The sequence below is a fragment of the Allohahella sp. A8 genome (assembly GCF_047946665.1).
Taxonomy (GTDB): domain Bacteria; phylum Pseudomonadota; class Gammaproteobacteria; order Pseudomonadales; family Oleiphilaceae; genus Allohahella.
The window spans coordinates 209,435-232,942 of sequence record NZ_CP172312.1; the positions used below are offsets into that span (position 1 = coordinate 209,435).

24 protein-coding genes and 2 tRNA genes are annotated in these 23,508 nt (G+C 55.4%); 25 read left to right on the forward strand and 1 reads right to left on the reverse strand.

The genetic code is table 11. The features are described from left to right. Positions 1 to 57 precede the first annotated feature (57 nt). The 8 genes from ACH3PB_RS00945 to ACH3PB_RS00980 all read left to right on the forward strand — a co-directional run bounded on the left by ACH3PB_RS00945 (position 58) and on the right by ACH3PB_RS00980 (position 6,314). The gene (locus ACH3PB_RS00945; protein ID WP_416397597.1) at positions 58 to 1,308 is read left to right on the forward strand and encodes an aspartate kinase; all 1,251 of its coding nucleotides are present in this window, start codon (positions 58 to 60) and stop codon (positions 1,306 to 1,308) included. A 203-nt stretch (positions 1,309 to 1,511) separates the two neighbouring features. Then, positions 1,512 to 1,715 (forward strand): carbon storage regulator CsrA, encoded by a 204-nt coding sequence (gene csrA, locus ACH3PB_RS00950; protein WP_416397598.1) that lies wholly within the window; start codon positions 1,512 to 1,514, stop codon positions 1,713 to 1,715. A 134-nt stretch (positions 1,716 to 1,849) separates the two neighbouring features. Further along, a tRNA-Ser gene (locus ACH3PB_RS00955) sits at positions 1,850 to 1,939 on the forward strand. An 81-nt stretch (positions 1,940 to 2,020) separates the two neighbouring features. Then, a tRNA-Arg gene (locus ACH3PB_RS00960) sits at positions 2,021 to 2,097 on the forward strand. 281 nt (positions 2,098 to 2,378) lie between these two features. Further along, complete coding sequence (locus ACH3PB_RS00965; RefSeq protein WP_416397599.1) at positions 2,379 to 2,636, forward strand: OadG family protein; 258 nt, start codon at positions 2,379 to 2,381, stop codon at positions 2,634 to 2,636. Between the two features lie 82 nt (positions 2,637 to 2,718). Beyond that, positions 2,719 to 4,530 (forward strand): sodium-extruding oxaloacetate decarboxylase subunit alpha, encoded by a 1,812-nt coding sequence (oadA, locus tag ACH3PB_RS00970; protein WP_416397600.1) that lies wholly within the window; start codon positions 2,719 to 2,721, stop codon positions 4,528 to 4,530. A 13-nt stretch (positions 4,531 to 4,543) separates the two neighbouring features. Then, positions 4,544 to 5,878, forward strand: coding sequence for a sodium ion-translocating decarboxylase subunit beta (locus ACH3PB_RS00975; protein ID WP_416397601.1), 1,335 nt, complete (start codon positions 4,544 to 4,546; stop codon positions 5,876 to 5,878). A gap of 1 nt (position 5,879) precedes the next feature. Beyond that, on the forward strand, positions 5,880 to 6,314 hold the full coding sequence (locus ACH3PB_RS00980; protein ID WP_416397602.1) for a hypothetical protein: 435 nt from the start codon (positions 5,880 to 5,882) through the stop codon (positions 6,312 to 6,314). A 51-nt stretch (positions 6,315 to 6,365) separates the two neighbouring features. Here ACH3PB_RS00980 and ACH3PB_RS00985 read toward each other — a convergent pair whose 3' ends face one another. Beyond that, positions 6,366 to 7,265: an aldo/keto reductase gene (locus ACH3PB_RS00985; RefSeq protein WP_416397603.1), complete on the reverse strand. Its 900-nt coding sequence runs from the start codon at positions 7,263 to 7,265 to the stop codon at positions 6,366 to 6,368. A gap of 187 nt (positions 7,266 to 7,452) precedes the next feature. Between ACH3PB_RS00985 and ACH3PB_RS00990 the strand changes: the two genes are divergently transcribed. From ACH3PB_RS00990 to fliQ, 17 genes are all read left to right on the forward strand, one after another. Continuing rightward, positions 7,453 to 7,722, forward strand: a complete 270-nt coding sequence (locus tag ACH3PB_RS00990) for a hypothetical protein (protein WP_416397604.1) — start codon at positions 7,453 to 7,455, stop codon at positions 7,720 to 7,722. A 161-nt stretch (positions 7,723 to 7,883) separates the two neighbouring features. Continuing rightward, positions 7,884 to 9,359 carry a sigma-54 dependent transcriptional regulator gene (locus tag ACH3PB_RS00995; protein ID WP_416397605.1) on the forward strand — a complete coding sequence of 492 codons (1,476 nt, stop codon included), beginning with the start codon at positions 7,884 to 7,886 and terminating at the stop codon, positions 9,357 to 9,359. A 197-nt stretch (positions 9,360 to 9,556) separates the two neighbouring features. Beyond that, the gene (locus ACH3PB_RS01000) at positions 9,557 to 10,732 is read left to right on the forward strand and encodes a sensor histidine kinase (RefSeq protein WP_416397606.1); all 1,176 of its coding nucleotides are present in this window, start codon (positions 9,557 to 9,559) and stop codon (positions 10,730 to 10,732) included. After that, on the forward strand, positions 10,729 to 12,132 hold the full coding sequence (locus tag ACH3PB_RS01005; protein ID WP_416397607.1) for a sigma-54-dependent transcriptional regulator: 1,404 nt from the start codon (positions 10,729 to 10,731) through the stop codon (positions 12,130 to 12,132). Before ACH3PB_RS01000 ends, ACH3PB_RS01005 begins: the two co-directional genes overlap by 4 nt. Before the next feature lie 49 nt (positions 12,133 to 12,181). Next, positions 12,182 to 12,553, forward strand: a complete 372-nt coding sequence (gene fliE, locus ACH3PB_RS01010) for a flagellar hook-basal body complex protein FliE (protein WP_416397608.1) — start codon at positions 12,182 to 12,184, stop codon at positions 12,551 to 12,553. Positions 12,554 to 12,585: 32 nt separating this feature from the next. Next, positions 12,586 to 14,292 carry a flagellar basal-body MS-ring/collar protein FliF gene (gene fliF / locus ACH3PB_RS01015; protein ID WP_416397609.1) on the forward strand — a complete coding sequence of 569 codons (1,707 nt, stop codon included), beginning with the start codon at positions 12,586 to 12,588 and terminating at the stop codon, positions 14,290 to 14,292. Further along, positions 14,285 to 15,304 (forward strand): flagellar motor switch protein FliG, encoded by a 1,020-nt coding sequence (fliG, locus tag ACH3PB_RS01020; RefSeq protein WP_416397610.1) that lies wholly within the window; start codon positions 14,285 to 14,287, stop codon positions 15,302 to 15,304. The genes fliF and fliG overlap by 8 nt, the downstream gene beginning before the upstream one ends. Before the next feature lie 2 nt (positions 15,305 to 15,306). Further along, a complete protein-coding gene (locus ACH3PB_RS01025) occupies positions 15,307 to 16,197 on the forward strand; it encodes a flagellar assembly protein FliH (RefSeq protein ID WP_416397611.1) in 891 nt (296 codons plus the stop codon). Then, positions 16,190 to 17,611, forward strand: coding sequence for a flagellar protein export ATPase FliI (gene fliI / locus ACH3PB_RS01030; protein WP_416397612.1), 1,422 nt, complete (start codon positions 16,190 to 16,192; stop codon positions 17,609 to 17,611). The genes ACH3PB_RS01025 and fliI overlap by 8 nt, the downstream gene beginning before the upstream one ends. Positions 17,612 to 17,620: 9 nt before the next feature. After that, positions 17,621 to 18,082, forward strand: a complete 462-nt coding sequence (fliJ, locus tag ACH3PB_RS01035; RefSeq protein ID WP_416397613.1) for a flagellar export protein FliJ — start codon at positions 17,621 to 17,623, stop codon at positions 18,080 to 18,082. A 179-nt stretch (positions 18,083 to 18,261) separates the two neighbouring features. Then, on the forward strand, positions 18,262 to 19,932 hold the full coding sequence (locus ACH3PB_RS01040; protein WP_416397614.1) for a flagellar hook-length control protein FliK: 1,671 nt from the start codon (positions 18,262 to 18,264) through the stop codon (positions 19,930 to 19,932). A gap of 91 nt (positions 19,933 to 20,023) precedes the next feature. Then, complete coding sequence (locus ACH3PB_RS01045) at positions 20,024 to 20,503, forward strand: flagellar basal body-associated FliL family protein (protein ID WP_416397615.1); 480 nt, start codon at positions 20,024 to 20,026, stop codon at positions 20,501 to 20,503. A 3-nt stretch (positions 20,504 to 20,506) separates the two neighbouring features. Continuing rightward, positions 20,507 to 21,526, forward strand: a complete 1,020-nt coding sequence (gene fliM / locus ACH3PB_RS01050) for a flagellar motor switch protein FliM (protein ID WP_416397616.1) — start codon at positions 20,507 to 20,509, stop codon at positions 21,524 to 21,526. Positions 21,527 to 21,552: 26 nt separating this feature from the next. Further along, complete coding sequence (gene fliN, locus ACH3PB_RS01055) at positions 21,553 to 22,023, forward strand: flagellar motor switch protein FliN (protein ID WP_416399496.1); 471 nt, start codon at positions 21,553 to 21,555, stop codon at positions 22,021 to 22,023. 6 nt (positions 22,024 to 22,029) lie between these two features. Beyond that, entirely contained in the window at positions 22,030 to 22,470 is a 441-nt protein-coding gene (gene fliO / locus ACH3PB_RS01060; RefSeq protein WP_416397617.1) for a flagellar biosynthetic protein FliO, read from the forward strand. A gap of 19 nt (positions 22,471 to 22,489) precedes the next feature. Continuing rightward, a complete protein-coding gene (gene fliP / locus ACH3PB_RS01065) occupies positions 22,490 to 23,239 on the forward strand; it encodes a flagellar type III secretion system pore protein FliP (RefSeq protein WP_416399497.1) in 750 nt (249 codons plus the stop codon). Continuing rightward, on the forward strand, positions 23,239 to 23,508 hold the full coding sequence (fliQ, locus tag ACH3PB_RS01070) for a flagellar biosynthesis protein FliQ (protein WP_416399498.1): 270 nt from the start codon (positions 23,239 to 23,241) through the stop codon (positions 23,506 to 23,508). Before fliP ends, fliQ begins: the two co-directional genes overlap by 1 nt.

Consider the following 23,508-nt stretch of genomic DNA (forward strand, 5'->3'; position numbering starts at 1 on the left):
CAAGGCTCGCAGCTTCGATCTACTTTCATTCACTATCAGCTCAGGTAACTATCAGCAATGGGTTTATATGTACATAAATACGGTGGGACTTCGGTCGGCACCGTAGAGCGGATTGCCAAAGTCGCCGAAAAAATACAGCGGTGCCGACAGGAGGGTCATGATCTCGTCGTCGTCGTCTCGGCAATGTCGGGCGAGACCAACCGGCTTATCGGCCTGGCGCAGGAGCTCAACGAACGGCCTTCGGAGCGTGAGCTCGACGTGCTGCTCTCCACGGGTGAGCAGGTGACGATAGCCTTGCTCGCTATGGCGCTGCAAAAGATAGGCGTTAACGCGCGCTCCTATACCGGTTCCCAGGTAAGAATCCTCACTGATAACGCTTATAGCAAAGCCCGCATTCTTTCGATCGACGATGCAGCCATTCGTGCTGATCTCGCGCGCGGCAATGTGGTCATCGTCGCTGGTTTCCAGGGTGTGGATGAGCAGGGCAATATCACTACGCTTGGCCGTGGTGGTAGCGATACAACCGGCGTAGCATTGGCAGCGGCGCTCGATGCGGATGAGTGCCACATCTATACTGATGTGGATGGTGTTTACACAACCGATCCAAGAGTCGTCGATTCGGCAAGACGTCTGAACAGCATCACCTTCGAGGAAATGCTGGAGATGGCGAGTCTCGGCTCCAAGGTGCTGCAGATTCGTGCAGTCGAGTTTGCCGGGAAGTACAATGTGCCGCTCAGAGTGCTGTCGAGCTTTGAAGAAGGTCCGGGTACCCTGATCACCACTGATGGCCCTGTAGAAAAGAAAATACGAAAAGATGGAGAAAGCATGGAACAGCCAGTCGTATCAGGCATAGCATTCAACCGCGACGAAGCAAAGCTGACGCTGACAGGAGTGCCCGATATTCCTGGCGTAGCCGCGAGAATCCTGACGCCGATCAGTGAAGCCAATGTCGAAGTCGACATGATCGTCCAGAACGTCGGCGACGATCAGAAGACTGACTTCACCTTTACAGTACATCGCAACGACTATGAGAAGGCGCTGGGCATTCTTGAGGGCCTGAAGGGCTCGCTTGAAGCCAAGGCAGTTCGTGGTAACAAGAAGATCGCAAAGGTTTCAATTGTCGGTGTTGGCATGCGTTCGCATGCGGGTGTAGCCAGCAAGATGTTCGATGCGCTCTACAAGGAAGGGATCAACATCCAGATGATTTCCACATCCGAAATCAAGGTGTCGGTCGTAGTGGATGAAAAGTATCTCGAACTGGCTGTTCGTGCGTTGCACAGTGCCTTCGAGCTGTCAGAGGCTCGTTGACAGGTTCGCCCACGCATGCTGTATTAAAGTAGTATTAGGTTGGGAAAGTCGTTAGAGGCGATTTCGCCGTAAGTTAGCATTCGTGTGCAGTAAAAACCGCCATTGCAATCCGTAACGTGGTTTTTAAAACAAGCATAAAAAATGAAGGCGCTCGGTAGCGCTGGAACTATGGATCGTAAGAGACGGATATAAGGAGAGTATGTATGCTTATTTTGACCCGGAGAGTGGGCGAAACTTTAATGGTAGGTGATGAGGTCACGGTGACAGTGCTCGGGGTCAAGGGTAACCAGGTCCGGATCGGCGTCAATGCGCCCAAGGAAGTGGCTGTGCACCGAGAAGAGATCTACCAGCGGATCCAGCAGGAGAAATCAGCTTCGGACGACGCACCGGAATTTGGCAACTCCTGAGCAGCGTGAGGCGTGTCTAGCGGACGCTTTAAGTGTCTGCATCGGTCTCGCTTCACTTTCTCCTACTCTTTTGTAAATTCTTGGCCGATTTGCCCTAGCCTTTTCAATTCATTGTGGTAACATACGCGCCTTCTGGAGAGGTGGCCGAGTGGCTGAAGGCGCGCCCCTGCTAAGGGCGTATAGGGGAAACCTTATCGAGGGTTCGAATCCCTCCCTCTCCGCCATTGTGACGTCAGTTCTGGTGGTGTTGTAGAGCCTGGTTGAATAGCCAGGTGGTTAGTAAGGAACTGAGTCAATTTTTATGCGCGCTCGTAGCTCAGCTGGATAGAGTACCTGGCTACGAACCAGGCGGTCGGAGGTTCGAATCCTCCCGAGCGCGCCACTTCTTCTTTGATCTTTTGCTGCGATCACTCGGTCTGCAGCGGTCATTCTTAATATCGATCCTGCCTGCGCTGGCCTCAGCGTATTCGAGCTCATACATCCGGAACGAATGGAGAGTCTTGTGGGTAGGGAACATAACGCTGGATTGCACCCCATCCCATTTTTGGGTACATTGACGCGATTTTTTTCGCCGGGTTTTGCGTGGGCGATGCTTTTGCATCCTGCATGCCTGCCAGGCCATCAGCACATCGAAATCTGCTAAAGCCTTAAGGACGCCAAGCTATGATGGATCTATTTTTTCAGGCCTTGAACCTCATGTTCATAGGCATGGGCTTTGTGTTCGCATTCCTTGCCTTGCTCGTGGTGCTAACAAGCCTCATGTCCAAGATCATCATGCATTATCAGCCGCCAGTGGTAGCCACCGCCCCGAAACTTTCGTCGGTCCAACAGGCCAACGCCCCGGCTCAGGATAGCGACCCTCAACTGAAGGCCGCAATATCTGCCGCAATAAAACAGCACAGGGCCCGGCGTCGGTCTTGATGCGAAACTGGTTCATGCACAGTGGATCAATAAGGGACTCACCAGCTCAACACAATTTGAAATGGAAACGCAGGACTCAACCATGGCTCAAACCAAGAAACCCCTGGGGATAACCGATGTCGTACTTCGCGACGCCCACCAGTCACTGCTGGCTACGCGAATGCGGCTTGACGACATGTTGCCCATTGCCAGCAAGCTCGATCAAGTTGGCTTCTGGTCACTAGAATCCTGGGGCGGCGCAACCTTCGACAGTTGCATTCGCTATCTTGGCGAGGACCCATGGCACCGTATCCGTGAGCTGAAGAAAGCGATGCCGAAAACGCCTCAGCAAATGCTCTTACGTGGCCAGAACCTGCTCGGCTACAGACATTATGCAGATGATGTGGTTCGCAAGTTCGTCGAAAGGGCCGCCGTAAATGGTATAGATGTTTTCCGCATCTTCGACGCCATGAATGATCCCCGCAATCTTGAAACCGCCATCAAAGCCGTGCTCGAAGTGGGCAAGCATGCCCAAGGTACCATCTCTTATACTGTGAGCCCGGTTCATACGATCGATATGTGGGTCGACCTGGCAAAGACCATCGAGTCCATGGGCGCTGATTCCATCGCGATCAAAGATATGGCTGGCTTGCTCAAGCCTTATGACGCCTTTGAACTGGTCACCAAACTGAAGAACACACTCAAGGTGCCCATTCACATGCAGTGTCACGCCACCACCGGCATGTCCACTGCAACAGCGCTCAAGGCCGCCGAGGCAGGCATAGACAATGTCGATACCGCTATCTCGTCCATGAGCATGACCTATGGACACTCGCCGACAGAAGCAGTGGTTGCCATTCTTGAGGGGACCGATCGCGACACCGGACTTGATATCCATCTGCTTGAAGAGATTGCTGCCTACTTCCGCGAGGTTCGAAAGAAATACGCCAAGTTCGAAGGCTCTCTGCGCGGGGTGGATTCCAGGATTCTCGTGGCCCAGGTTCCTGGTGGCATGCTGACCAACATGGAAGGCCAGCTCAAAGAGCAGGGCGCCCTCGACAGGTTCGATGAAGTGCTCGCCGAGATCCCTCGGGTGCGAGAGGACCTTGGTTTCATACCGCTGGTTACACCGACTTCGCAGATCGTTGGCACACAGGCGGTTCTGAACATCATGACGGGCGAGCGATACAAGTCGATTTCCAAGGAAACGGCCGGTGTACTCAAGGGCGAATATGGTGCTGCACCAGCACCGTTCAATGCCGAGTTACAACAGCGGGTTCTTGAGGGTGCACAGCCGATTACCTGTCGTCCTGCCGACAACATCGAGGACGAAATGGACAAGCTGACGCAGGAGCTCAGCAAGCTTGCGTCCGAGAAGAATATCAAACTGGCCGATGATAAGATCGACGATGTCTTGACCTATGCACTGTTTCCTCAGGTCGGGCTGAAGTTCCTCGAGAATCGAGGTGATGCGAGTGCTTTTGAGCCGGTGCCAGATGGTACTGAAACAACGGCAGCATCAGAGCCGTCCAACGCTTCCAACGTTTACACCGTCGAAGTGAATGGCCAGTCATATGTCGTGCAGGTCAATGACGGTGGCGATATCGAAAAGCTGGCGTCTCTTGGCGGTCAGTCTTCAGGTCAGTCTTCAGGTCAGTCTTCGGGTCAAGCAGCCGCACCCGCACCTGCCCCAGTCAGTGGCGGCGAGCCGATTGGATCGCCGCTCGGTGGAACGATTGTGCGTTTGATTGCGAAACCAGGTGAGCAGGTCCAGGAAGGCGATCTGCTGCTGATACTCGAAGCCATGAAGATGGAAACCGAGGTCAGGGCGTTCAAAGCCGGTACGGTTGTGAACTTCGAAGTCAAACCAGGCGATGCTGTCGTCGTTGGTCAGACTCTTCTGAACCTGGCCTAGGAGCACGCTTTAAATGGACGGTCTTTCTAAACTCTTCTACGGAAGCGGATTTTATAATCTGGAATTTGGGCAGATAGTAATGATTGGCATCTGCCTGTTATTACTGTTCCTTGCGATCAGAAAAGGCTTTGAGCCCTTATTGCTCGTTCCAATCGGCTTCGGCGGATTGATGGCGAACATCCCTGAGGCAGGGCTCGCTATGTCCGCAGTAGAAAACGCGATACATCTGGGCTCGTTGGTGCAGCTGGAACAGATTGCCAATGTTCTGGGCATCAATTTGCTGCTTCTCGCCGACGGTGCCAGTGTGCCGGTGGATGCGGTTCGCGATGCCCTCTATGAGGGCTATAAGACTGCAGATGCAGAAACCTACAGAGCGCTGACGATACTTGCATCGGACCTCGGGTATACCAGTGGAATTCTGAACCTGTTCTTCAAGGTCGCTATCGAAACCGGTGTTGCGCCTCTGCTCATATTCATGGGCGTTGGTGCAATGACCGACTTTGGCCCGCTGCTCGCCAATCCAAAGACTCTGCTGCTCGGCGCCGCTGCACAGTTTGGTATATTTGGTACGGTATTGGGCGCTGTCGCTCTGACGATGTCTGGCGCCATGGACTTCTCGATGAAGGAGGCCGCTGCAATAGGCATCATCGGTGGTGCCGACGGTCCAACATCCATCTATGTTGCGACGATGCTCGCACCACACCTGCTGGGTGCCATTGCCGTTGCAGCATATTCCTATATGGCGCTGGTGCCGCTAATCCAGCCGCCCATTATGAAATGGTTGACGACACCTGAAGAGCGCAAGATCAAAATGGATCAGCTGCGTCCGGTCTCACAGCAGGAGAAGATCGTCTTCCCGATTCTGTTGCTGGTTCTGGTCGCGCTCTTCCTGCCCGATGCAGCCCCGCTGCTCGGTATGTTCTGTCTCGGCAACCTGTTCCGCGAGTGTGGCGTGGTAGAACGTCTGAACGATACGGCGCAGAATGCGCTTATCAATATCGTGACGATCGTTCTGGGTCTTGCGGTAGGCAGCAAGCTCTCTGCCGACAAGTTTCTCGATCTGCAAACCCTCGGTATCATGATATTGGGTATGGCTGCGTTCTGCGTCGGCACTGCATCTGGCGTGCTGATGGCAAAAGCGCTCAACCGCTTCACCAAGGACCCCATCAATCCGTTGATCGGCTCGGCTGGTGTTTCGGCGGTACCAATGGCAGCGAGGGTGTCCAATAAGGTCGGCCTTGAAGCCAACCCGCAGAACTTCCTGCTCATGCATGCCATGGGGCCTAACGTTGCGGGCGTAATTGGTTCGGCCGTTGCGGCCGGTATCATGATCAAGTTCCTGGGATGAAATGATGATGTCGAACTTTGAGTCAGCTATTCAAGATCTGTCGAAACAGTTCCTGGCACTGGCTCAGAGAATCGACGTGATTTTGGAGACGATGGTCCGGAGTCAGGGGCTTGGCGTCGACAAGGCCACGAATGGCCAGGGCGAAGATGATCAGCTTACGGCTGTTGTCGGGGATCTTGATGAAGCGATCAACACGGTAGTGGCTCGATTCGCTGCCGTGGTTGCGGTCCAGGAGGCTCACGAGTCCGCTGTTGAGGTGCGCAATTCTGAGGCTTATCAAGCAGCTTATAAGTCGCTATCGACACTGGCCGAGCAGTTTTCGCTGCTCCTGGCCGCCATCCAATCGCGACAACAGGACGCCGCCAAGTCAGCAGATACCGCAAGGAAGCGCCATAACGCTGCCCAGCGATATCTCGATTCCTCTGGTTATCACTGAGCAGCGGAGCCTACGTAGACATACGGCATCTGAACCGACTGCGCGACTGCTCTAGTCCCACTTGGGTGCAAACTCTGGGTCTATGAGTCGTCCGCTTCGCTTGCCAAGACTGTCTATAGCTGCCATCTCATCTTTATCAAGCTCGAAATCGAAAATATCCATATTGTCCTTGATATGCTTCGCACTGGAACCCTTCGGAATGGCCACGATACCATTCTGATTCAACCATCGCAGCGACACCTGAGCAGCTGACTTGCCGTGCTTCCGCGCAATCCCGGCGATAGTCTCGTCCTCTAATACCTTTCCTCGAGCGAGCGGTGAATAGGCGGTGATGACCACGTCCTTGGCTTTGCATTCCTTGATCAAGGCGGACTGATCAAGGAAGGGGTGCAGCTCGATCTGGTTGTTGGCTATAGGTGCTTCAATCGCCTTGAGTGCATCGCCTAGCCATGCCTTCGTGAAGTTGCTGACCCCGATGTGTTTGGCGAGCCCCTCACGATGGGCGTCATTCAAAGCCTTGAACGTCAGTTCCATATCTGCATCTTCGTTGGGCCAATGCAGCAATAACAAATCAACGTAGTCAGTTTGTAATTTTTCCAAGCTCTTCTGCAGTGATTCATGGAAGCTGGAAGGGCCGAAGTTGTCGATCCAGATTTTCGTTGTCAGGAAAATACTGGATCTCTCGACACCGGATTTCGCGAGCGCCGTGCCAACCTGCTTCTCGTTTCCGTAGATCTGCGCGGTGTCGATATGGGTATAACCAGCCTCCAGCGCGGTTGCCACAGCCTTCTCAGCATCGGAGCCCTCTAGCTGCCAAGTGCCAAAGCCAATTGCCGGTATGTTCAGGTGCCGGCTCGTTATCAGGTTTTCTTGCCTTTCCAGGGCCACTGTTTCGCTCACTTGCTTCTCCGTTTCGATGAACTGTCCAGACGCGACATTCGCGTCAGTCATGGTGCGAGCTCATTTACAAGCAATTCCCGTGCGAGCACCTTCGTGTTTGCAAGCCTATGTGGGGCCCCTCGTTATTTGGCAGGGAGGCTCGGTCGAATCGCTGGCTCATATTATGCAGGGCTAAACAACTGTAGAGGCGACGTGATCGTCAGCCTCTACGATATTCAGCATAATAAGGAGACCGCTCATGGTGACGAAAACTGTGAAACAGGATTTCATCAAGTCAAACAATCAACAGACCAAGCAGCAGCAGGGTAAGAATTTCACCAGTGAATTCACTGCGAGGGAACAGCCGTCGACACAGGCGCCAGGAAAGGGCGGGTATGCTAAGCCTGAACTTGAGAGCTGGACCGACGAAGAACTGCAGTCACACGCAGATTCCCTCAATATTCAGGTATCTGGCAACGACAGGGATGCCTTGATTGAGGCGATTATCAGTAATGGCAGGAGAAGCTGAAGTCTCTCTAGCCCCCCAGCCATACTCGTGGGCAGGTTGCCAGAGCCGCTTTAAACGGATTTCTGGCGTCTGTTCGCGCTGCTCATTCCGGCGTCATTAATTTGACCAGCTCGCCAAACACTACTTTAATTGCTCCCATCTTTAGCAACGACAAAGCAGTTATGACGGATGCAGGTTCCATCATTGTAGTCAGTAACGATAGGCAGCTTGCAGAAGTTCTGTCGGTTGTCCTCACGTTTCTGAATGAGTCCTTTAGCTTGGTCGAGATGCCGCAGGCGAAGGCGTCCAGTCATAGTGGCGACAATGGCAGTCTGACCCTCAGCCCATGGAGACAGGCGCTCGGAGAGCGGTATCCAGTGACTGCTGATATCCAGGCTGCATTGGTTCAGGCGGAGCTTGTCACAGACGAGTTCCTGCGGGAACTTCACGCCTTTGATCCAGGTCTGCCCGTGCTGACGCTCGGGCGCTCCAGCTTTGACAAGCTCGACGAGGATTTGCGCAAGAAGGTCATTGTGAGCTTTGACCTCCCGTTACGATATAACGATTTGATGGACAACCTGTATCGCGCCCAGGTCTATCGCGAGCAGTTTGCGGCTTCGGCAGGACGTGGGCAGCAGCGTGACGTTCAGCTATTTCGAAGTCTGGTGGGTACCAGTCGCAAGATCCAGCAGGTTAGGGAGCTGATGGGGCAGGTGGCCGACAAGGAGGTGAGTGTGCTCATTACCGGTGAATCCGGTACCGGCAAGGAAGTCGTCGCGCGCAATCTCCACTACAACAGCCATCGACGTACCGGCCCATTCGTCCCGGTCAACTGTGGGGCAATCCCAGGTGAGCTGCTCGAGAGCGAACTTTTCGGTCACGAGAAAGGTGCATTTACAGGTGCCATCACCACGCGAGTAGGTCGATTCGAACTTGCTCAGGGCGGAACGCTTTTTCTCGACGAAATCGGCGACATGCCCCTGAGCATGCAGGTAAAGATTCTTCGCGTGCTGCAGGAGAAGACTTATGAACGCGTTGGTAGCAACAAGACAAATCAGGCTGATGTTCGCGTAATCGCTGCCACTCATAAGAACCTTGAGACCATGATCGAGCAGGGCGAGTTCCGAGAGGACCTGTATTATCGCCTTAACGTCTTTCCCATTGAGATGCCGCCCTTGCGCGAGCGCTCGGAAGATGTGCCGCTACTCATCAATGAACTGATATCGAGGATGGAGAAGGAAAAGCGCGGTTCACTCCGCTTCAATTCGGCGGCCATCCTGAGCCTTTGCCGTCACGAGTGGGCGGGCAACGTGCGCGAACTTGCGAACCTGGTAGAACGTATCGCCATCATGCATCCCTATGGGGTGATCGGCGTTCACGAGCTTCCGCCCAAGTTCCGTCATGTCGATGATACGGAGGAACGCTTTGTCGAGCCAGGTGAGGAAATGCCATCAGGTGGCATGATGGACTCCCCCGCCATACTTCCGACCAATGGTCTCGATCTCAAGGAGTATCTCGCTACTATCGAGCGTAACCTCATCAAGCAGGCGCTGGACGACACGGACGGCGTCGTCGCTCGTGCCGCCGAGAAACTGCAGGTTCGTCGCACCACGCTTGTCGAGAAGATGCGCAAGTACGAGCTTAGCGCCAACGAATAGTCCCCCACCTCTGCAGGTGTAGAGGCGTCAAAAAATAGTTGCTCCGCGATACCCCTCCTAATGCAAATGGCTGATTTTTGTTCGGAATCGCCAATCAGGCCCTCTCTGTGCAGTACCTCCCGTATCCGGCAGCTAGCGTCAATTTTCGCTGACTGCCACAACACGGACTTCGGTATTAACGTTCAGTGGAGCGGCAAATGGCACTTCAACTCGCAGCAAGACAGGCAGGCGCAGAATCAGCACCACACTTTCAGCAGCATGCCAGCTTTTCGGCCTTGCTTGAAATCCTGCCTGCTGGTGTGGTCATCCTGGATTCACGAGGCATCATCCAGGAAGCCAACCCGGTAGCCATCGAGTTTCTCGGTGAGCCACTGGTGGGTCAGCGCTGGAGCAGCATCATCGACAGAAGCTTTGCGCCACGTGCCGACGATGGCCATGAAGTGTCTCTGCGTGATGGCCGCCGTGTAAGTGTAGAGACGCGTTCGCTGTCACAGCAGGTCGGTCAGTTGATTCTGCTGACCGACATGACCGAAACGCGTCGCCTGCAAGCGACGATCTCGCGTGATGAGCGTCTGGCCTCCATGGGCCGTATGGTCGCCGCTCTGGCGCATCAGATCCGGACGCCACTTACGGCGGCCATGCTCTATGCCGGCCATCTGCAGCGTCCTGAACTGAATGATGAGTTACGCATCTCCTGTGCCGGCAAGCTCGCTGACAGACTGAACTCGCTGGAGCAGCAGGTGCGGGACATGCTGGTTTTTGCTCGCGGCGATCGCCCTGCAGCGGAGCGCATCAGCGCAGATCGCTTCAGCGACGAGCTGGTCAATGGCATTGCTTCACTGCCAGCGCTGATTCAGCGGCCGGGCAATAACAAGACGCCAGTACGAGTCGAATTCGATAACCAGGTCGAAGACTCAGCCTTGCTCGTGTGCAACAAGGACACGCTGCTGGGTGCTATCTACAACCTGGTCAATAACGCGGTTGAAGCCTGTCACAAGGTTGCAGAACCGCTCGTGAGCGTGACGCTTCGGGTAAGTGAAGTGGCCGTCGCTGGCAAGGCTGGCAAGAGCCGTCGGCTGGAGGTGCTGATCGTGGACAACGGCCAGGGCTTTTCGGCCGCACGCGGCGAAAGCATTCAGGAAGCCTTCGTGAGCACCAAGTCTCACGGCACGGGCCTCGGTCTTGCGGTCGTTCGTCAGGTGATACAGGCCCACAGTGGCCAGTTCGCGCTAGCCTCGGCCGGTGTCAATCAAGGGGCATCTGCCTTCATCGCGCTGCCGCTCAATCCTGCGCCAGTAGGTCAGCTGAGTCAGGAAGTCGACACTGTCACTGCCGATACCAATATTCGTCTGTTCAGAGGTACCTCTTCATGAAAGCTAAAATCTGTCTGGTAGAAGACGATCTTGATTTGCTCGAAGCGTTGACTGCGACCTTGGACGTGGAAGGTATCGATTACATTGCGTTCGACAGCGCTGCCGAAGCACTTACCATGCTTCAGCGAGTGCCGGTTGACTTGGTCGTTAGCGACATCAATATGCCCAACATGGATGGCTTTCAGTTCCTGGCAGCGGTGCGCAAGCAGCATCCGGGTCTGCCAGTCATGCTGATGACGGCCTATGGCCAGATTAGTCAGGCGGTTTCAGCGCTGCAGAATGGCGCAGCTGACTATCTGGTGAAGCCTTTCAACGCGACACACTTCATCGAAGCCATTGGCCGCTATATCAACAAATCTGCGCCTGCAGTCGTGAATGGCCCAATCGCCGCAGATGCTGCCAGCAAGCGCACCTTTGAGCTGGCTGCACGCGTTGCGAAGACAGACTCCACTGTACTGATCTCTGGCGAAAGTGGTACTGGCAAGGAAGTACTGGCGCGATATGTTCACGAACAGTCGCCCCGCAAGTCTGGTCCTTTCGTGGCCATCAACTGCGCAGCCATTCCTGAGAACATGCTTGAAGCCATTCTGTTCGGTTACGAAAAGGGTGCGTTTACCGGCGCCATGAACAGCATGCCTGGCAAATTCGAGCAGGCTGAAGGCGGCACACTGCTGCTGGACGAAATCACTGAAATGGACCTGGGCCTGCAGTCGAAACTGCTGCGCGTACTGCAGGAGCGTGAAGTAGAGCGCCTCGGCAGCCGCAAGACCATCAAGCTAGATGTTCGCGTTATCGCGACGACCAACCGCGATCTGCGAAAGTCAGTGGCTGCAGGCAGCTTCCGCGAAGACCTCTTCTACCGGCTTTCCGTGTTCCCCGTGCATTGGCTGCCATTGCGTGAGCGCCGTGGCGATATTCTGCCACTCGCCAAGCACCTGCTCAGCACGCACAGCAGCAAGATGAAGCTCAATGGCGTGCAGTTCAGCGAAGCCGCCCGCAGTGCGCTCCAGGCGTACAACTGGCCAGGAAATATCCGTGAGATGGACAACGTTATTCAGCGTGCGCTCATTATGCAGCAGAACGGCCTGATCAGCTCGGCGGACCTGTGTCTGGACAGTATGACCAGCAGCTTTCAAGGCGACGACTACAGTGTTGCCGATCAGAAGGTCGTTATAACCGATGAAGACCAAACTGACGAGATGAACGGCGAAGGTCCGGATCTTGGCCAGGAAGTCCGTCAGCGTGAGTATCAGGTCATCCTCGAAACACTGCGCACCGAATCTGGACGTCGTAACCGAGTGGCAGAAAAGCTGGGTATTTCACCGCGCACACTGCGCTACAAGATCGCCAAGATGCGCGAGTCAGGTATCGATATCGACGCCTGTCTGGCAGCTGGTTAAGACGATCCAAAAGCAATGCATAAGCAATTGAGTTCTGGTGGGCGAATCTATGAATAATCGAATCGATGTGAGCAACGTGTTAGCCGATATTCGGAATCTGCGTGCGCAGATGCAGAATCCTGCAACGATGCAAGCCAACCAGATTCGCGAGATTCGTCCTGATACGACTACCGTCAATCCGACTGGCAAGGCTGAGGCAGCTGGTTTCGGCCAGATGTTCAAGCAGGCCATCGATGGCGTCAATGACATGCAGCAGACCAGCGCGTCGATGCAGACACGTTGGCAGCAGGGTGATCCCAATGTGGATCTGACTGAGGTCATGATCGCTTCACAAAAAGCATCAGTCGGTTTTCAGGCACTGACACAGGTCCGCAACCGTGTGGTCCAGGCCTACGAAGACATCATGAACATGCCGGTCTAAGGCTAGCGCAGTAACAGAGCCAGGAAACAGATATGTCTACAGTACCCGCCGAACTGCCACGTGGCCGCAATGATGATGACTCGATGATTGAAGAGAAGAACGATACGCTGCTCGGACTCAACCGTCTGTCGGTCATCCGCCAGCTTATTCTCATGGTTGGTGTGGCAGCGAGTATCGCACTTGGTATTGCCATCATCATGTGGGCGAGCGAGCCAAGCTACCGCCCCTTGTTCAATGACATGAGCAGTTATGATCCCACCGAGGTTGCGGCAGTTCTGCAACAGGACAACGTCGCCTACAAGATCGAACCTAACAGTGGTGCGCTGCTTATTGCCGCCGAAGATATTCACCGTGCTCGTCTCAAGCTCGCCTCCATGGGCATCACCCAGGACAAGACTATCGGCTTCGAGCTGTTGGATCAGGAATCAGGGCTGGGCACCAGTCAGTTCATGGAAACCACCCGCTATCGGCGTGGCCTGGAAGGTGAGCTGGTTCGAACCATCACCAGTATTCGCAACGTCAAGGGTGCGCGTGTGCACCTGGCGATCCCCAAGCAAAGTGTGTTTATCCGCGATCCGCGCAAGCCTTCTGCTTCAGTGTTTTTGGAGCTGACTGGTTCCGGCAACCTGAACCAGGCCCAGGTCGAAGCTATCGTCAACCTCGTGGCGAGCAGCGTGCCTGAGCTGGAAAGCAGTGGTGTAACCGTTGTGGACCAGAAGGGCAATCTGCTGTCTCAGAACAATCTGAGTGACGAGGACAAGCGCACGTCACGTGAGTTCGCTTACGCCCGCAAGCTGGAAGAAGTCCTCTCGCGTCGCATTTACAGCATCCTTGAGCCAGTGCTCGGCGCTGAGAAGTTCCGTGCTGAGGTGTCAGCGGACGTGGATTTCAGTACCAGCGAGCAGGCGGCGGAAACCTACAATCCTGATCTGTCTGCCTTGCGCAGCGAGCAGCAGTCTGGTGAGCGGCGTATCGCCGGCACCGTCGATGGCGTCCCGGGTGCGCTGGCCAACCAGCCTCCAGGCGCAGGTATCGCTCCTGAAGTCGCAACAGCGGGTAATGGCGCTGCCGGCGAAGCTGATGTTGCCACTGACGTCCGTACCCAGAGCGTTCGTAATTACGAAGTAGACAGAACCGTTAGCTACACCCGCTCACAGCTGGGCCGTCTGGAGCGTCTGTCGGTTGCCGTGGTCGTCGATGATATTCGGCGGGTCGGCGCAGATGGCACGCCAAGCTTTGAAGCCTGGCCAGCGGCAGACCTCGAACGCCTTACATTGCTCGTCCGCGACGCGGTCGGCTATTCGGCCTCGCGAGGCGACAGCGTCAATGTGATCAATACACCCTTCATGGCAGAGCAGGAAGTTTTCGAAGCCATCGAAATCCCCTTATGGGAGCAGGACTGGTTCGGTAACGCTATCAAATGGCTCGCAGCATTACTTATCGTGTTGGTACTGGTTTTCTTCGTGGTCCGGCCTACTATTAAAGGGCTGGCCAGCGGGGGTTCCGACGCCAAGAGTCTGGCATTGGCTGGCGATGATGATGGTCTGGCCGAACTCGAACGCCTTGGCGACATGCCAGATTCCCAGTCATCCGTTGGCTTGAGTGCCTCGGGAGATTTCCTGTTGCCCGGTGCCTCCGACAGTTACGAAAAACAGGTCAATGCCCTGAAGGGTCTGATTGCTGAAGACCCCGGCCGGGTTGCACAGGTTGTAAGAACATGGGTTCTAGCGGATGAGTGATGACAAGGCCAGAGCGGGCGCCAAAGTTTCCCGTCTCGAAAAGGCGGCTATTCTGCTGATGTCTCTTGGTGAGGCGGATGCAGCACAGATACTAAAACATATGGGCCCCAAAGAGGTACAGCGCGTCGGGGCGGCTATGGCGAGCCTTCAGAATGTCACACAGGAAATTGTGGAAGACGCGACAAGCGAGTTCCTCGAAGCTGTTGGTGGTCAAACTGGTCTTGGTATCGGGGCCGATGAGTATATCCGTTCGATGCTGACGCAGGCGCTTGGCGCTGACAAGGCGGCGAGCCTGGTAGACCGTATCCTGATTGGTGGCAATACCACGGGCCTTGATACGCTCAAGTGGATGGAGCCGCGGGCGGTATCCGATATCGTTCGTTTCGAGCATCCACAGATACAGGCCATCGTGCTGTCATATCTCGATCCCGACCAGGCCGCAGAAGTGCTGGCCAATTTCGACGAAAACGTGCGCCTCGAGATCATGATGCGCGTCGCGTCGCTGGAGACTATACAGCCGCAGGCCTTGCAGGAACTCAATGCGATACTCGAAAAGCAATTTTCTGGTGGTGCTCAGGGCCAGACCAGCAAGATCGGTGGTGTCAAACGCGCTGCCGATATCATGAACTTCATGGAAAGCTCCATCGAAGCCGTGCTCATGGAGAAAATCAAGAATTCGGATAACGATCTCGGTACCCAGATCGAAGATCTCATGTTTGTATTCGACAACCTCAAAGACGTCGATGACAAGGGCATTCAGGCTCTGTTGCGAGAAGTCGCCAGCGACACGCTCATACTTGCACTCAAGGGCGCCGATAACGAACTGCAGGACAAGATTTTCGGCAATATGTCGAAGCGGGCCGGTGAACTGCTGAAGGATGACCTGGAGGCCAGGGGCCCCGTGCGCCTCAGCGAAGTCGAAACGGCACAAAAGGAAATTCTGACCATTGCACGCCGCATGGCCGATGCAGGAGAAATCATGCTCGGTGGTAGCGGTGAAGAAATGCTTTAAAAATGAGCAACCGACCGCACAAACCCGCAGCCACAGCCAGCCATGAGTCACGCGACTCAGCGGGTGAGCGCATGCCGGTGGAGCGCATTCCAGCAGAAAGCCTCACGGCTTATGAGCGCTGGGAAATGCCTGCGATCAGTGAAGCAGGCCAGATGGCCAAGCGCCGGGAGCCTCCCGCACCAATCAAACCTCCCACGGCAGCCGATCTTGAGGCCATCCGCGAAGCAGCCTATCAGGATGGGCTGGCGGAAGGTCTCGACGAGGGGCGCAAGAAAGGCTACGAGTCAGGCTTCAAGAGCGGCTATGAAAAGGGCAAACAGCAGGGTCGTACCGATGGCATGGCCAGTGGTCGTACCGAGATCATGACTGAACTGCGCAACCAGATCGATAGCGGGATTGCACGGCTTGATCAGGTCGTGCAGGTGCTTGCAGGACCAGTGGAGGCCCTGAGTGATGAGCTCGAGGCGGCCAGTCTGTCGCTCGTGATCGGGATAAGCCGAAGCGTTGTTGCGAGGGAGCTGGCGCTGGATTCCAGTCATATCGCTGAAATCGTTCGCTACGCCCTCACTCAGCTGCCGGAATCGGACAAACCATTAAAGATTTTCGTCAATCCTGACGATCTGGCATTTCTTCAGGAGCATGCAAGGCCCCAGCCCGAGTGGTTGTCTCAGTGTGTGGCCGATCCAGCGCTTGCGCCTGGAGGTTGCAGGCTAGACAACCGCACCACGCTGGTAGACTTCAGCACTGACAAGCGCTTTGCCCAGGTCGTATCGGACATGCTCAATCGCAGTCCTGCTGCAGATTCTGCAGATAGTGAAGACGACGCTGATGAGGCCTCTGATAAGAGCCAGTCGCAGCCAGTGCCGCCGCCTTCCGGTGAGGGTGATGAATAAACCGGCGGCATTCGAAACCTTCAATGCCTTGCCGGGCAGGCTGAGAGCCTACCGCAAGTTTCTGCCTGGCCAGGTTCAACCCCAGGTTTGTGGTCGTCTTACCCGCGTTGTCGGGCTCACGCTCGAAGCGGCTGGTTGCCCTATGACGCTTGGCTCACGCTGCGTGATCGAGCTGCCTAACGGACGAACCGCTGAGGCTGAAGTCGTTGGGTTCGATGATCGTGTCACCTTCCTCATGCCGATCAATACAGTTGAAGGATTACAGCCTGGCGCCATAGTCCGGCCCATGACAGCCTCGCAGGGGATCCGTGTGGGGCCCGGATTACTCGGACGTGTGCTCAACGGCGCCGGCGTCCCGCTCGATGGCAAGGGTCCCCTTGATTGCGCAAAACTTATTCCCTTCCAGGGCGAAACCATCAACCCGCTTGCAAGGGCACCTATTCGAGCCAAGCAGGATGTCGGCATAGCCGCCATTAATTCGCTACTGACAGTGGGCGTGGGTCAGCGGCTCGGTCTATTTGCCGGCAGTGGCGTTGGTAAATCAATGCTGCTTGGCATGATGACCCGTTTCACAACGGCGGACGTCGTGGTTGTTGGGCTCATTGGAGAGCGGGGCAGGGAGGTGAAGGAGTTTATTGAAGATATTCTCGGACACGAAGGACTCAAACGCGCGGTCGTCGTCGCATCTCCCGCCGATGATTCCCCGCTTATGCGCTTGCGTGCAGCGGAACTGACCACCAGGCTGGCTGAATACTTCAGGGATACTGGTCAGCAGGTTCTGATGCTGATGGACAGTCTCACTCGCTATGCCCAGGCACAGCGGGAAATTGCACTTTCGATTGGCGAGCCGCCGGCAACAAAAGGCTATCCGCCGTCAGTCTTCTCAAAATTACCAGCGCTGGTCGAGCGTACCGGTAACGGCCCGGTAGGTGGCGGTTCAATCACAGCCTTTTACACTGTGCTCACCGAAGGAGATGATCAGCAGGACCCTATTGCCGATGCTTCGCGGGCCATACTCGACGGCCATATCGTGCTCAATCGCCGGCTGGCTGAGGAGGGCCACTATCCGGCCATCGACATCGAGCAGTCGATCAGCCGTGTCATGCCGCATGTCGTCAGTAAGGAACATCTCAAGAGTGCGCAGCTGTTCAAGCAGCTGTACGCGCGCTATCAGCAGACGCGTGACCTTATTGCTGTTGGTGCCTACAAGCCAGGTTCGGACCCTGGTATCGATCTTGCGATCGCGAAATACCCTCAACTCATCCAATTCCTGCAACAGTCCCTCGACGAAGGCAGACCGGTTGAAGAATGCGTGAGTGATTTACTCAAGCTGGTGCCACCCGACCTGTTGACAGCGGGTGTACAAGCCAAGCCGCCTGCCCGCAAGCCGGCCACCATGCCGAAGCCGCGCTGAGGCTAAGCGATGCAGCGTTCAACGCGGATGCAGCCAGTGCTGGATCAGACTCAGCGGGAAGAGGCCGCGGCTCGTGAAGCCCTGGCCCAGGCTCAGCAGGCGCTCACTGAAGCTATTCAGCAGGTTAACGATCTCGAAGCATATGAACAGGACTATATGTCCCAGATGCGTAATCATAGCCAGTCCATTCGGACCGCCAGCACTTATCACAGCTATCACACCTTTCTCACGAAACTCGCGCTAGCGATACGCCAGCAGGTCGGCCTTGTGGAGTTGCGGGAAAAGCAGCAAGCAAAATGCCTGCTTGACTGGCAGGCGAGCAAATCCCGGCTCAACAACATGGAAAGCTTTATCCAGCGTATCCGGGCCGAAGAGGACGCTGCGGCAGACAAGAAACTGCAGCAGCAGCTTGACGAAATGAGTCTGCAGCGTTTCATCGCTCGCCAACGCAAGCCAGGGCGCAGTTCGTAGCAAGGCTCGCCATAAAAGCTAGCGTGCATTCTGGCCCACATTCTGCAATACCCTCCTCATCAAGCGACAAGCGGCAATTTTCAGCAGCAGTCGACAGGCATCTGCCGGGCTTATAGCTCGCAACAGCAGCAGCTGTCGTGTCGGAACAAACGGTAAAAACTGTTAAAAAGCAGGTCATTATGAGTATCGAAACAGGGTTCAAGGGTCTTCAGCTGCAGGCGAAAGCCTTGTCGCAGTCTGCCGAGAAGGGGTGGCAAACCGGTGGCATGGCTTTGCCGTTCTCGCTCGGCGAAAACGCTGCCGGCTCCAAGGGCAGTAGCTTCGCAGCAATGCTGCAGTCCTCTCGGCAACCTGAACGTGTGCCTGCCACACCGTCCGCACCCGCCAGACCGGCGCCGCGTGAGGACAGACCGGCCTCCTCCAATACCGCGCAGCGTCAGGATGCAAGTCGGCGTGCAGATCCTGAAGCAGGCAGGGAACGCACGGGTACAAGGCCTACCGAGGCTAACGCCGGCAAGCGTGCGGAAGAAAATGACAGGACCGGCAAATCGGCAGATTCGGTGGATAACGACGCTGAGGTCTCTGAGAACGCTGTGGGAAGCCTTGAAACAGACAGTAGCGGCCCCTTCAGCAAGGAGCTCAATGCCTTGGTAGATAATCTGCCTGCTGACGAACTGGTTACAGCTTTCGAGGGTTTGTCCGCGCTGGCTGATGACGCTGATGGTCTGACGCTCGATGAACTCAAGGGCTGGCTGGAGGAGAACAGTGAACTGCTGCAGCAAACCGTTGACCTTTTCAGTCATGTGCCGACCGAAGACCTACAGGCCATGTTGGACGACGCGGGTGTAGCCCCGGAATCACAGAGTATGCTGCAGGCCATACTGGCCTTCAGTGAGCTGGAGTCTACTCCAGCGCTCGAAGCCGCCGGTGTAACAGAGGCGGATCTGGCTGATCTGCTTGGTTTTGAGGGCGATCTCGCCGCTGGTATCAAGGACGTCTCGGCTGGCATACAACAACTGGCGACCCACATCGCGGTGGTCGCTGACGACAATACAGTGGCAATGGATGAGGCGTCGGCTTTCCCGGCAGGCCTCATGGATGCCACTGATGACGAAGCATCGTTCACTAACGGTACACCAGCCGCGGAGACTTCAGAAGATGGTGGCATTACCGCTGAGGGACAACCCCTGGCCGCTGGCGCCGCGACCAAACCCACAGAAGGCGTGGCCACGAATGAGCGTTTGATGTTTGCACAGATGCTTGCCAACAGAGAGGGCGCTGCGGCTGACGAAAGTGTCAATATTCGGCAGACAGCTGGTCAACTGACGCCACTGGCCGCCGCAGTGGCTGGTCCGGTGCAGTCAAGCGTTGCTACTGACCAGGCTGGAAAGCCCCTGCTGCCGTTCCAGACCAGCCTGCAAGCCTCCATCAACGACGGCATCGAATGGAAGGAGCAGTTCGAGCAGAAACTCAGCTGGTTTCTTAAAGAGGGCATCCGTTCTGCTCGCCTGCAACTGAACCCCACTGATATGGGCCCCATTGACGTGAGGATCCAGGTACAGAAGGATCAGGCTCAGATTCATGTGTTCGCACAAAATCAGCAGGTCCGTGAAATGCTCGAAGGTACCTCACATAAGCTTCGCGACATGCTTGCCAGTCAGAATATCGACCTCAGCGGTTTCGACGTCAGCAGTCAGGGTAGAGACGGCCAGACCGGCCAGCGCAGCGGCGAGCAGGGTACTGGCGGCTATGGTGGAAACGCTGGTTCAACTGCCGCAGAACTTGAAGTCGAGGCGGCAGAAGTCCTGGTCGGTAGCCAGAATATCAGGCTGGTTGATCAGTACGTATAGCGTAAAGTGTACTAAGCTATGCTCATGAAGGTGCAGGCCTCTACAGACTGCATGAAACTCGCACTACAGAACAGAATGAGCGTGGAAAAGCATGGCTGAAGCCGAAGCAGCAGAAACAGGCGCGAAGTCGAAGAAGAAACTGTTTGTGATCATCGGCATCGTCGTTCTGGCGTTGCTCATCGGTGGCGGGGCGGCGTTTTTCCTCCTTGGGGGAGAGCCCTCTGAGGAGGAGCCCGCCGAGGCGGTAAAATTGCCAGCGCTGTATCAGCCGCTCGGCGAGCCGATCATCACGACTTATAGTTACAAGAATCGTGACCGATTCATGCAGGTGACCTTCAGTGTCATGGCAAGAAGTCAGTCAGTACTCGATGCAGTCACCTTGCACATGCCTACGATCCGCAACCGTCTTATTAGTGAACTTGGCAAAATGGATTTCGAACAGATGCAAACCGACAGTGGCCGATTGGCCATACTGTCTACGTCCAAAGAGGTCATCAACACTGTGCTGAAAAACGAGGCCGTGGAAGGTGAAGTGGAGCAGGTGCTGTTCATGAACCTGGTGCTGCAGTAAGCCATGCAGGATTTATTATCCCAGGATGAAATCGATGCGCTGCTTCACGGGGTGGACGATGGCGACATCGATACCGAAGACGATACCACCACCGATGGCATTCGCAGTTATGATCTGACCAGCCAGGATCGAATCGTCCGTGGGCGGATGCCGACGCTCGAAATGATCAACGAACGTTTTGCGCGCTACACCCGTATCAGCCTGTTCAATTTTCTCAGGCGCGCTGCTGATGTGTCATCAGGCGGTGTGCAGATCATGAAGTTCGGCGAGTATGTCCACACGCTCTACGTACCCACCAGTCTCAATCTGGTCAAGATAAGACCCTTGCGTGGTACTTCGCTGTTCATTCTCGATGCCAAGCTCGTATTCAAGCTGGTCGACAACTTTTTCGGTGGCGACGGCCGACATGCCAAGATCGAGGGCCGCGAATTCACGCCAACTGAAATTCGTATCGTACAGATGGTGCTGCAACAGGTTTTCATCGATATGAAGGAAGCCTGGAATGCCGTGATGAAGGTCGATTTCGACTACATCGGCTCCGAGGTCAACCCGGCAATGGCCAATATCGTGAGCCCGAGCGAAGTCGTCGTGGTCAGTACCTTTCATATCGAGCTCGATGGTGGTGGCGGTACGCTCAATGTGGCGATGCCCTATGCGATGATCGAACCGCTGCGGGAAGTGCTCGATGCTGGCATGCAGAGCGATATCGATGACGTGGATGATCGCTGGATCAATTCGCTGCAGACGGACATTCTGGATGCGAAGATCCCGATCAATGCCACCATCGTTAAAAAGAAAATTTCACTTCGGGCCCTGAAGAGCCTGAAGAAGGGCGATGTCATTCCCATAGAACTGGAAGAAGACATCACCATACAGGCAAATGGCATCCCCATTTACAAGGCAAGACTCGGACAGATGAACGGCAACCTGGCCTATAAGCTGACCGGACGCGTCAACCGCGAATCCAATAATCGTGGCAAGGAGCAAGAGTGGCAGACAAAGACAAGCCCAAAAACGACGTAGACGGCGAGAAGGTCGATGATCAGGCGATGGCCGATGAATGGGCCGCCGCCATGGAGCAGCAATCTGAGGGCGAGGGTAGCGTAGAAGACGAGTGGGCGGCTGCCATGGCCGAGGCTGAGAAGGCTGACGTGGGCAAAGGTAAATCCAAGGATGGCATCAAGAACAGTGCCGAGCTCGGCAATATTCAGACCGCCTCATTCGAAAGCTTCGAGACCAGTGCACCACCGTCGACCGGCACACCGGATCTGGAAGTCATTCTCGATATTCCGGTCACCATCTCGATGGAAGTCGGCAGCACCGAAATTGCCATCCGCAATCTTTTGCAGCTGAACCAGGGTTCGGTTATCGAGCTCGATCGCCTGGCCGGTGAGCCACTCAACGTGCTGGTCAACGGCACACTCATCGCCCATGGCGAAGTGGTGATGGTGAATGAGAAGTTCGGCATCCGTCTGACCGACGTTATCAGCCCCTCCGAACGCATCAAGAAGCTGAAATAGAGCCGTATGGAAACGCCTGCCTCACAATCACTGGAAATCATCTTTTCGCTCGCGCTGATCATCGTGCTGATCGTGGCGGTGGGCTGGATGATGCGTCGGTTTTCCGGCGGTCCTGGTATGCAGAATCGGCAGTTGAAGATTGTCGCGGCGATTTCGCTTGGTTCACGTGAGCGGATCGCGGTGGTGCAGGTGGGGGAGCGTCAAATACTTGTCGGCATTACGGCGCAGCAGATAAATAAGCTGCTGGAGCTTGAGCAACCCATTGATGTGTCAGTTGAAAATAGTGAGTTTGCCAGGAAATTGCAGAGTTTGCTGAAGAAGCCAACTCAAGAGAAAAGCATTGCCGATGCGAAGCGCCACGACAACGACACGCAAGCTGCCGACGAGCAGCAGGACGACCCGGAAGCCCTATCAGGCCGCCACCCAGGAAGCTCCAGCAAGAGCTGACCGCTTATGGAACGGTCCCCTGACAATCGTGCTGATCATTCTCGCACTGATTGCCGGTACCTGGAGCTCGGTTGGTCATGCTGCCATCGACGGACTGCCCGCCGTCAATCTCACTACCAATCCTGACGGTACCCAGAGTTACTCTGTAACCCTGCAAATCCTGCTGGTGATGACGGCGCTGACCTTCATCCCTGCCTTTGTCATGATGATGACCTCGTTCACCCGCATCATCATCGTATTTTCCATTCTCAGGCAGGCGCTTGGTCTGCAGCAGACACCATCGAACCAGATCATTGTCGGCCTCACGCTTTTTCTTACCTTCTTCATCATGACGCCCGTTTTCAATGTAGCCAACGAGAAGGCGCTGCAACCATATCTCAACGAAGAACTGAGTATTCAGGATGCCTTTGTCGAAGGTGTAAAACCATTCAAGACCTTCATGCTGGCGCAGACCCGGGAGAGTGATCTCGATCTCTTCATCCGCCTGGCACGTGAAGATCAGACTTTCGATAACCCCGACGACGTGCCGCTGAACATCCTGCTACCGGCCTTCGTGACCAGCGAGCTAAAGACCGCATTCCAGATGGGCTTCATGATCTTCATACCTTTCCTCATAATCGACATGGTCGTAGCCAGCGTGCTGATGGCGATGGGTATGATGATGCTCAGCCCGCTCATCATCAGTTTGCCCTTCAAGATCATGCTCTTTGTGCTGGTCGACGGCTGGGCGCTTATCATGGGCACACTTGCAGCGAGTTACGGCATATGATGACACCAGAGGTAGTGCTCGATATCTACGGCGAGGCCTTGTGGCTCATCGTCAAGATGGTCACGATCATCGTGGTCCCCAGTCTTGTCGTTGGTTTGATTGTGAGTACCTTCCAGGCCGCGACGCAGATCAACGAGCAGACGCTCAGCTTCCTGCCGCGTCTGATCATTACGCTGCTGGTCATCATCTGGGCGGGTCCCTCTCTGCTGGGACAGTTGATGGACTACTCGACCACCCTGATTACCAGCTTACCGACGCTGATCGGCTAG

Bases quoted from the DNA above. Each gene is read 5' to 3' on its own strand.
- fliN (WP_416399496.1), top strand. From the start codon at position 21,553: ATGGCCGATGAATGGGCCGCCGCCATGGAGCAGCAATCTGAGGGCGAG.
- fliJ (WP_416397613.1), top strand. From the start codon at position 17,621: ATGCAGCGTTCAACGCGGATGCAGCCAGTGCTGGATCAGACTCAGCGG.
- ACH3PB_RS00945 (WP_416397597.1), top strand. From the start codon at position 58: ATGGGTTTATATGTACATAAATACGGTGGGACTTCGGTCGGCACCGTA.
- ACH3PB_RS01040 (WP_416397614.1), top strand. From the start codon at position 18,262: ATGAGTATCGAAACAGGGTTCAAGGGTCTTCAGCTGCAGGCGAAAGCC.
- ACH3PB_RS00980 (WP_416397602.1), top strand. From the start codon at position 5,880: ATGATGATGTCGAACTTTGAGTCAGCTATTCAAGATCTGTCGAAACAG.
- fliI (WP_416397612.1), top strand. From the start codon at position 16,190: ATGAATAAACCGGCGGCATTCGAAACCTTCAATGCCTTGCCGGGCAGG.
- ACH3PB_RS00990 (WP_416397604.1), top strand. From the start codon at position 7,453: ATGGTGACGAAAACTGTGAAACAGGATTTCATCAAGTCAAACAATCAA.
- fliE (WP_416397608.1), top strand. From the start codon at position 12,182: ATGAATAATCGAATCGATGTGAGCAACGTGTTAGCCGATATTCGGAAT.
- ACH3PB_RS01025 (WP_416397611.1), top strand. From the start codon at position 15,307: ATGAGCAACCGACCGCACAAACCCGCAGCCACAGCCAGCCATGAGTCA.
- ACH3PB_RS00985 (WP_416397603.1), bottom strand. From the start codon at position 7,265: ATGACTGACGCGAATGTCGCGTCTGGACAGTTCATCGAAACGGAGAAG.
- fliM (WP_416397616.1), top strand. From the start codon at position 20,507: ATGCAGGATTTATTATCCCAGGATGAAATCGATGCGCTGCTTCACGGG.
- ACH3PB_RS01005 (WP_416397607.1), top strand. From the start codon at position 10,729: ATGAAAGCTAAAATCTGTCTGGTAGAAGACGATCTTGATTTGCTCGAA.
- ACH3PB_RS01000 (WP_416397606.1), top strand. From the start codon at position 9,557: ATGGCACTTCAACTCGCAGCAAGACAGGCAGGCGCAGAATCAGCACCA.
- ACH3PB_RS00975 (WP_416397601.1), top strand. From the start codon at position 4,544: ATGGACGGTCTTTCTAAACTCTTCTACGGAAGCGGATTTTATAATCTG.
- fliO (WP_416397617.1), top strand. From the start codon at position 22,030: ATGGAAACGCCTGCCTCACAATCACTGGAAATCATCTTTTCGCTCGCG.
- fliF (WP_416397609.1), top strand. From the start codon at position 12,586: ATGTCTACAGTACCCGCCGAACTGCCACGTGGCCGCAATGATGATGAC.
- fliQ (WP_416399498.1), top strand. From the start codon at position 23,239: ATGACACCAGAGGTAGTGCTCGATATCTACGGCGAGGCCTTGTGGCTC.
- ACH3PB_RS00995 (WP_416397605.1), top strand. From the start codon at position 7,884: ATGACGGATGCAGGTTCCATCATTGTAGTCAGTAACGATAGGCAGCTT.
- fliG (WP_416397610.1), top strand. From the start codon at position 14,285: ATGAGTGATGACAAGGCCAGAGCGGGCGCCAAAGTTTCCCGTCTCGAA.
- csrA (WP_416397598.1), top strand. From the start codon at position 1,512: ATGCTTATTTTGACCCGGAGAGTGGGCGAAACTTTAATGGTAGGTGAT.
- ACH3PB_RS00965 (WP_416397599.1), top strand. From the start codon at position 2,379: ATGATGGATCTATTTTTTCAGGCCTTGAACCTCATGTTCATAGGCATG.
- oadA (WP_416397600.1), top strand. From the start codon at position 2,719: ATGGCTCAAACCAAGAAACCCCTGGGGATAACCGATGTCGTACTTCGC.
- ACH3PB_RS01045 (WP_416397615.1), top strand. From the start codon at position 20,024: ATGGCTGAAGCCGAAGCAGCAGAAACAGGCGCGAAGTCGAAGAAGAAA.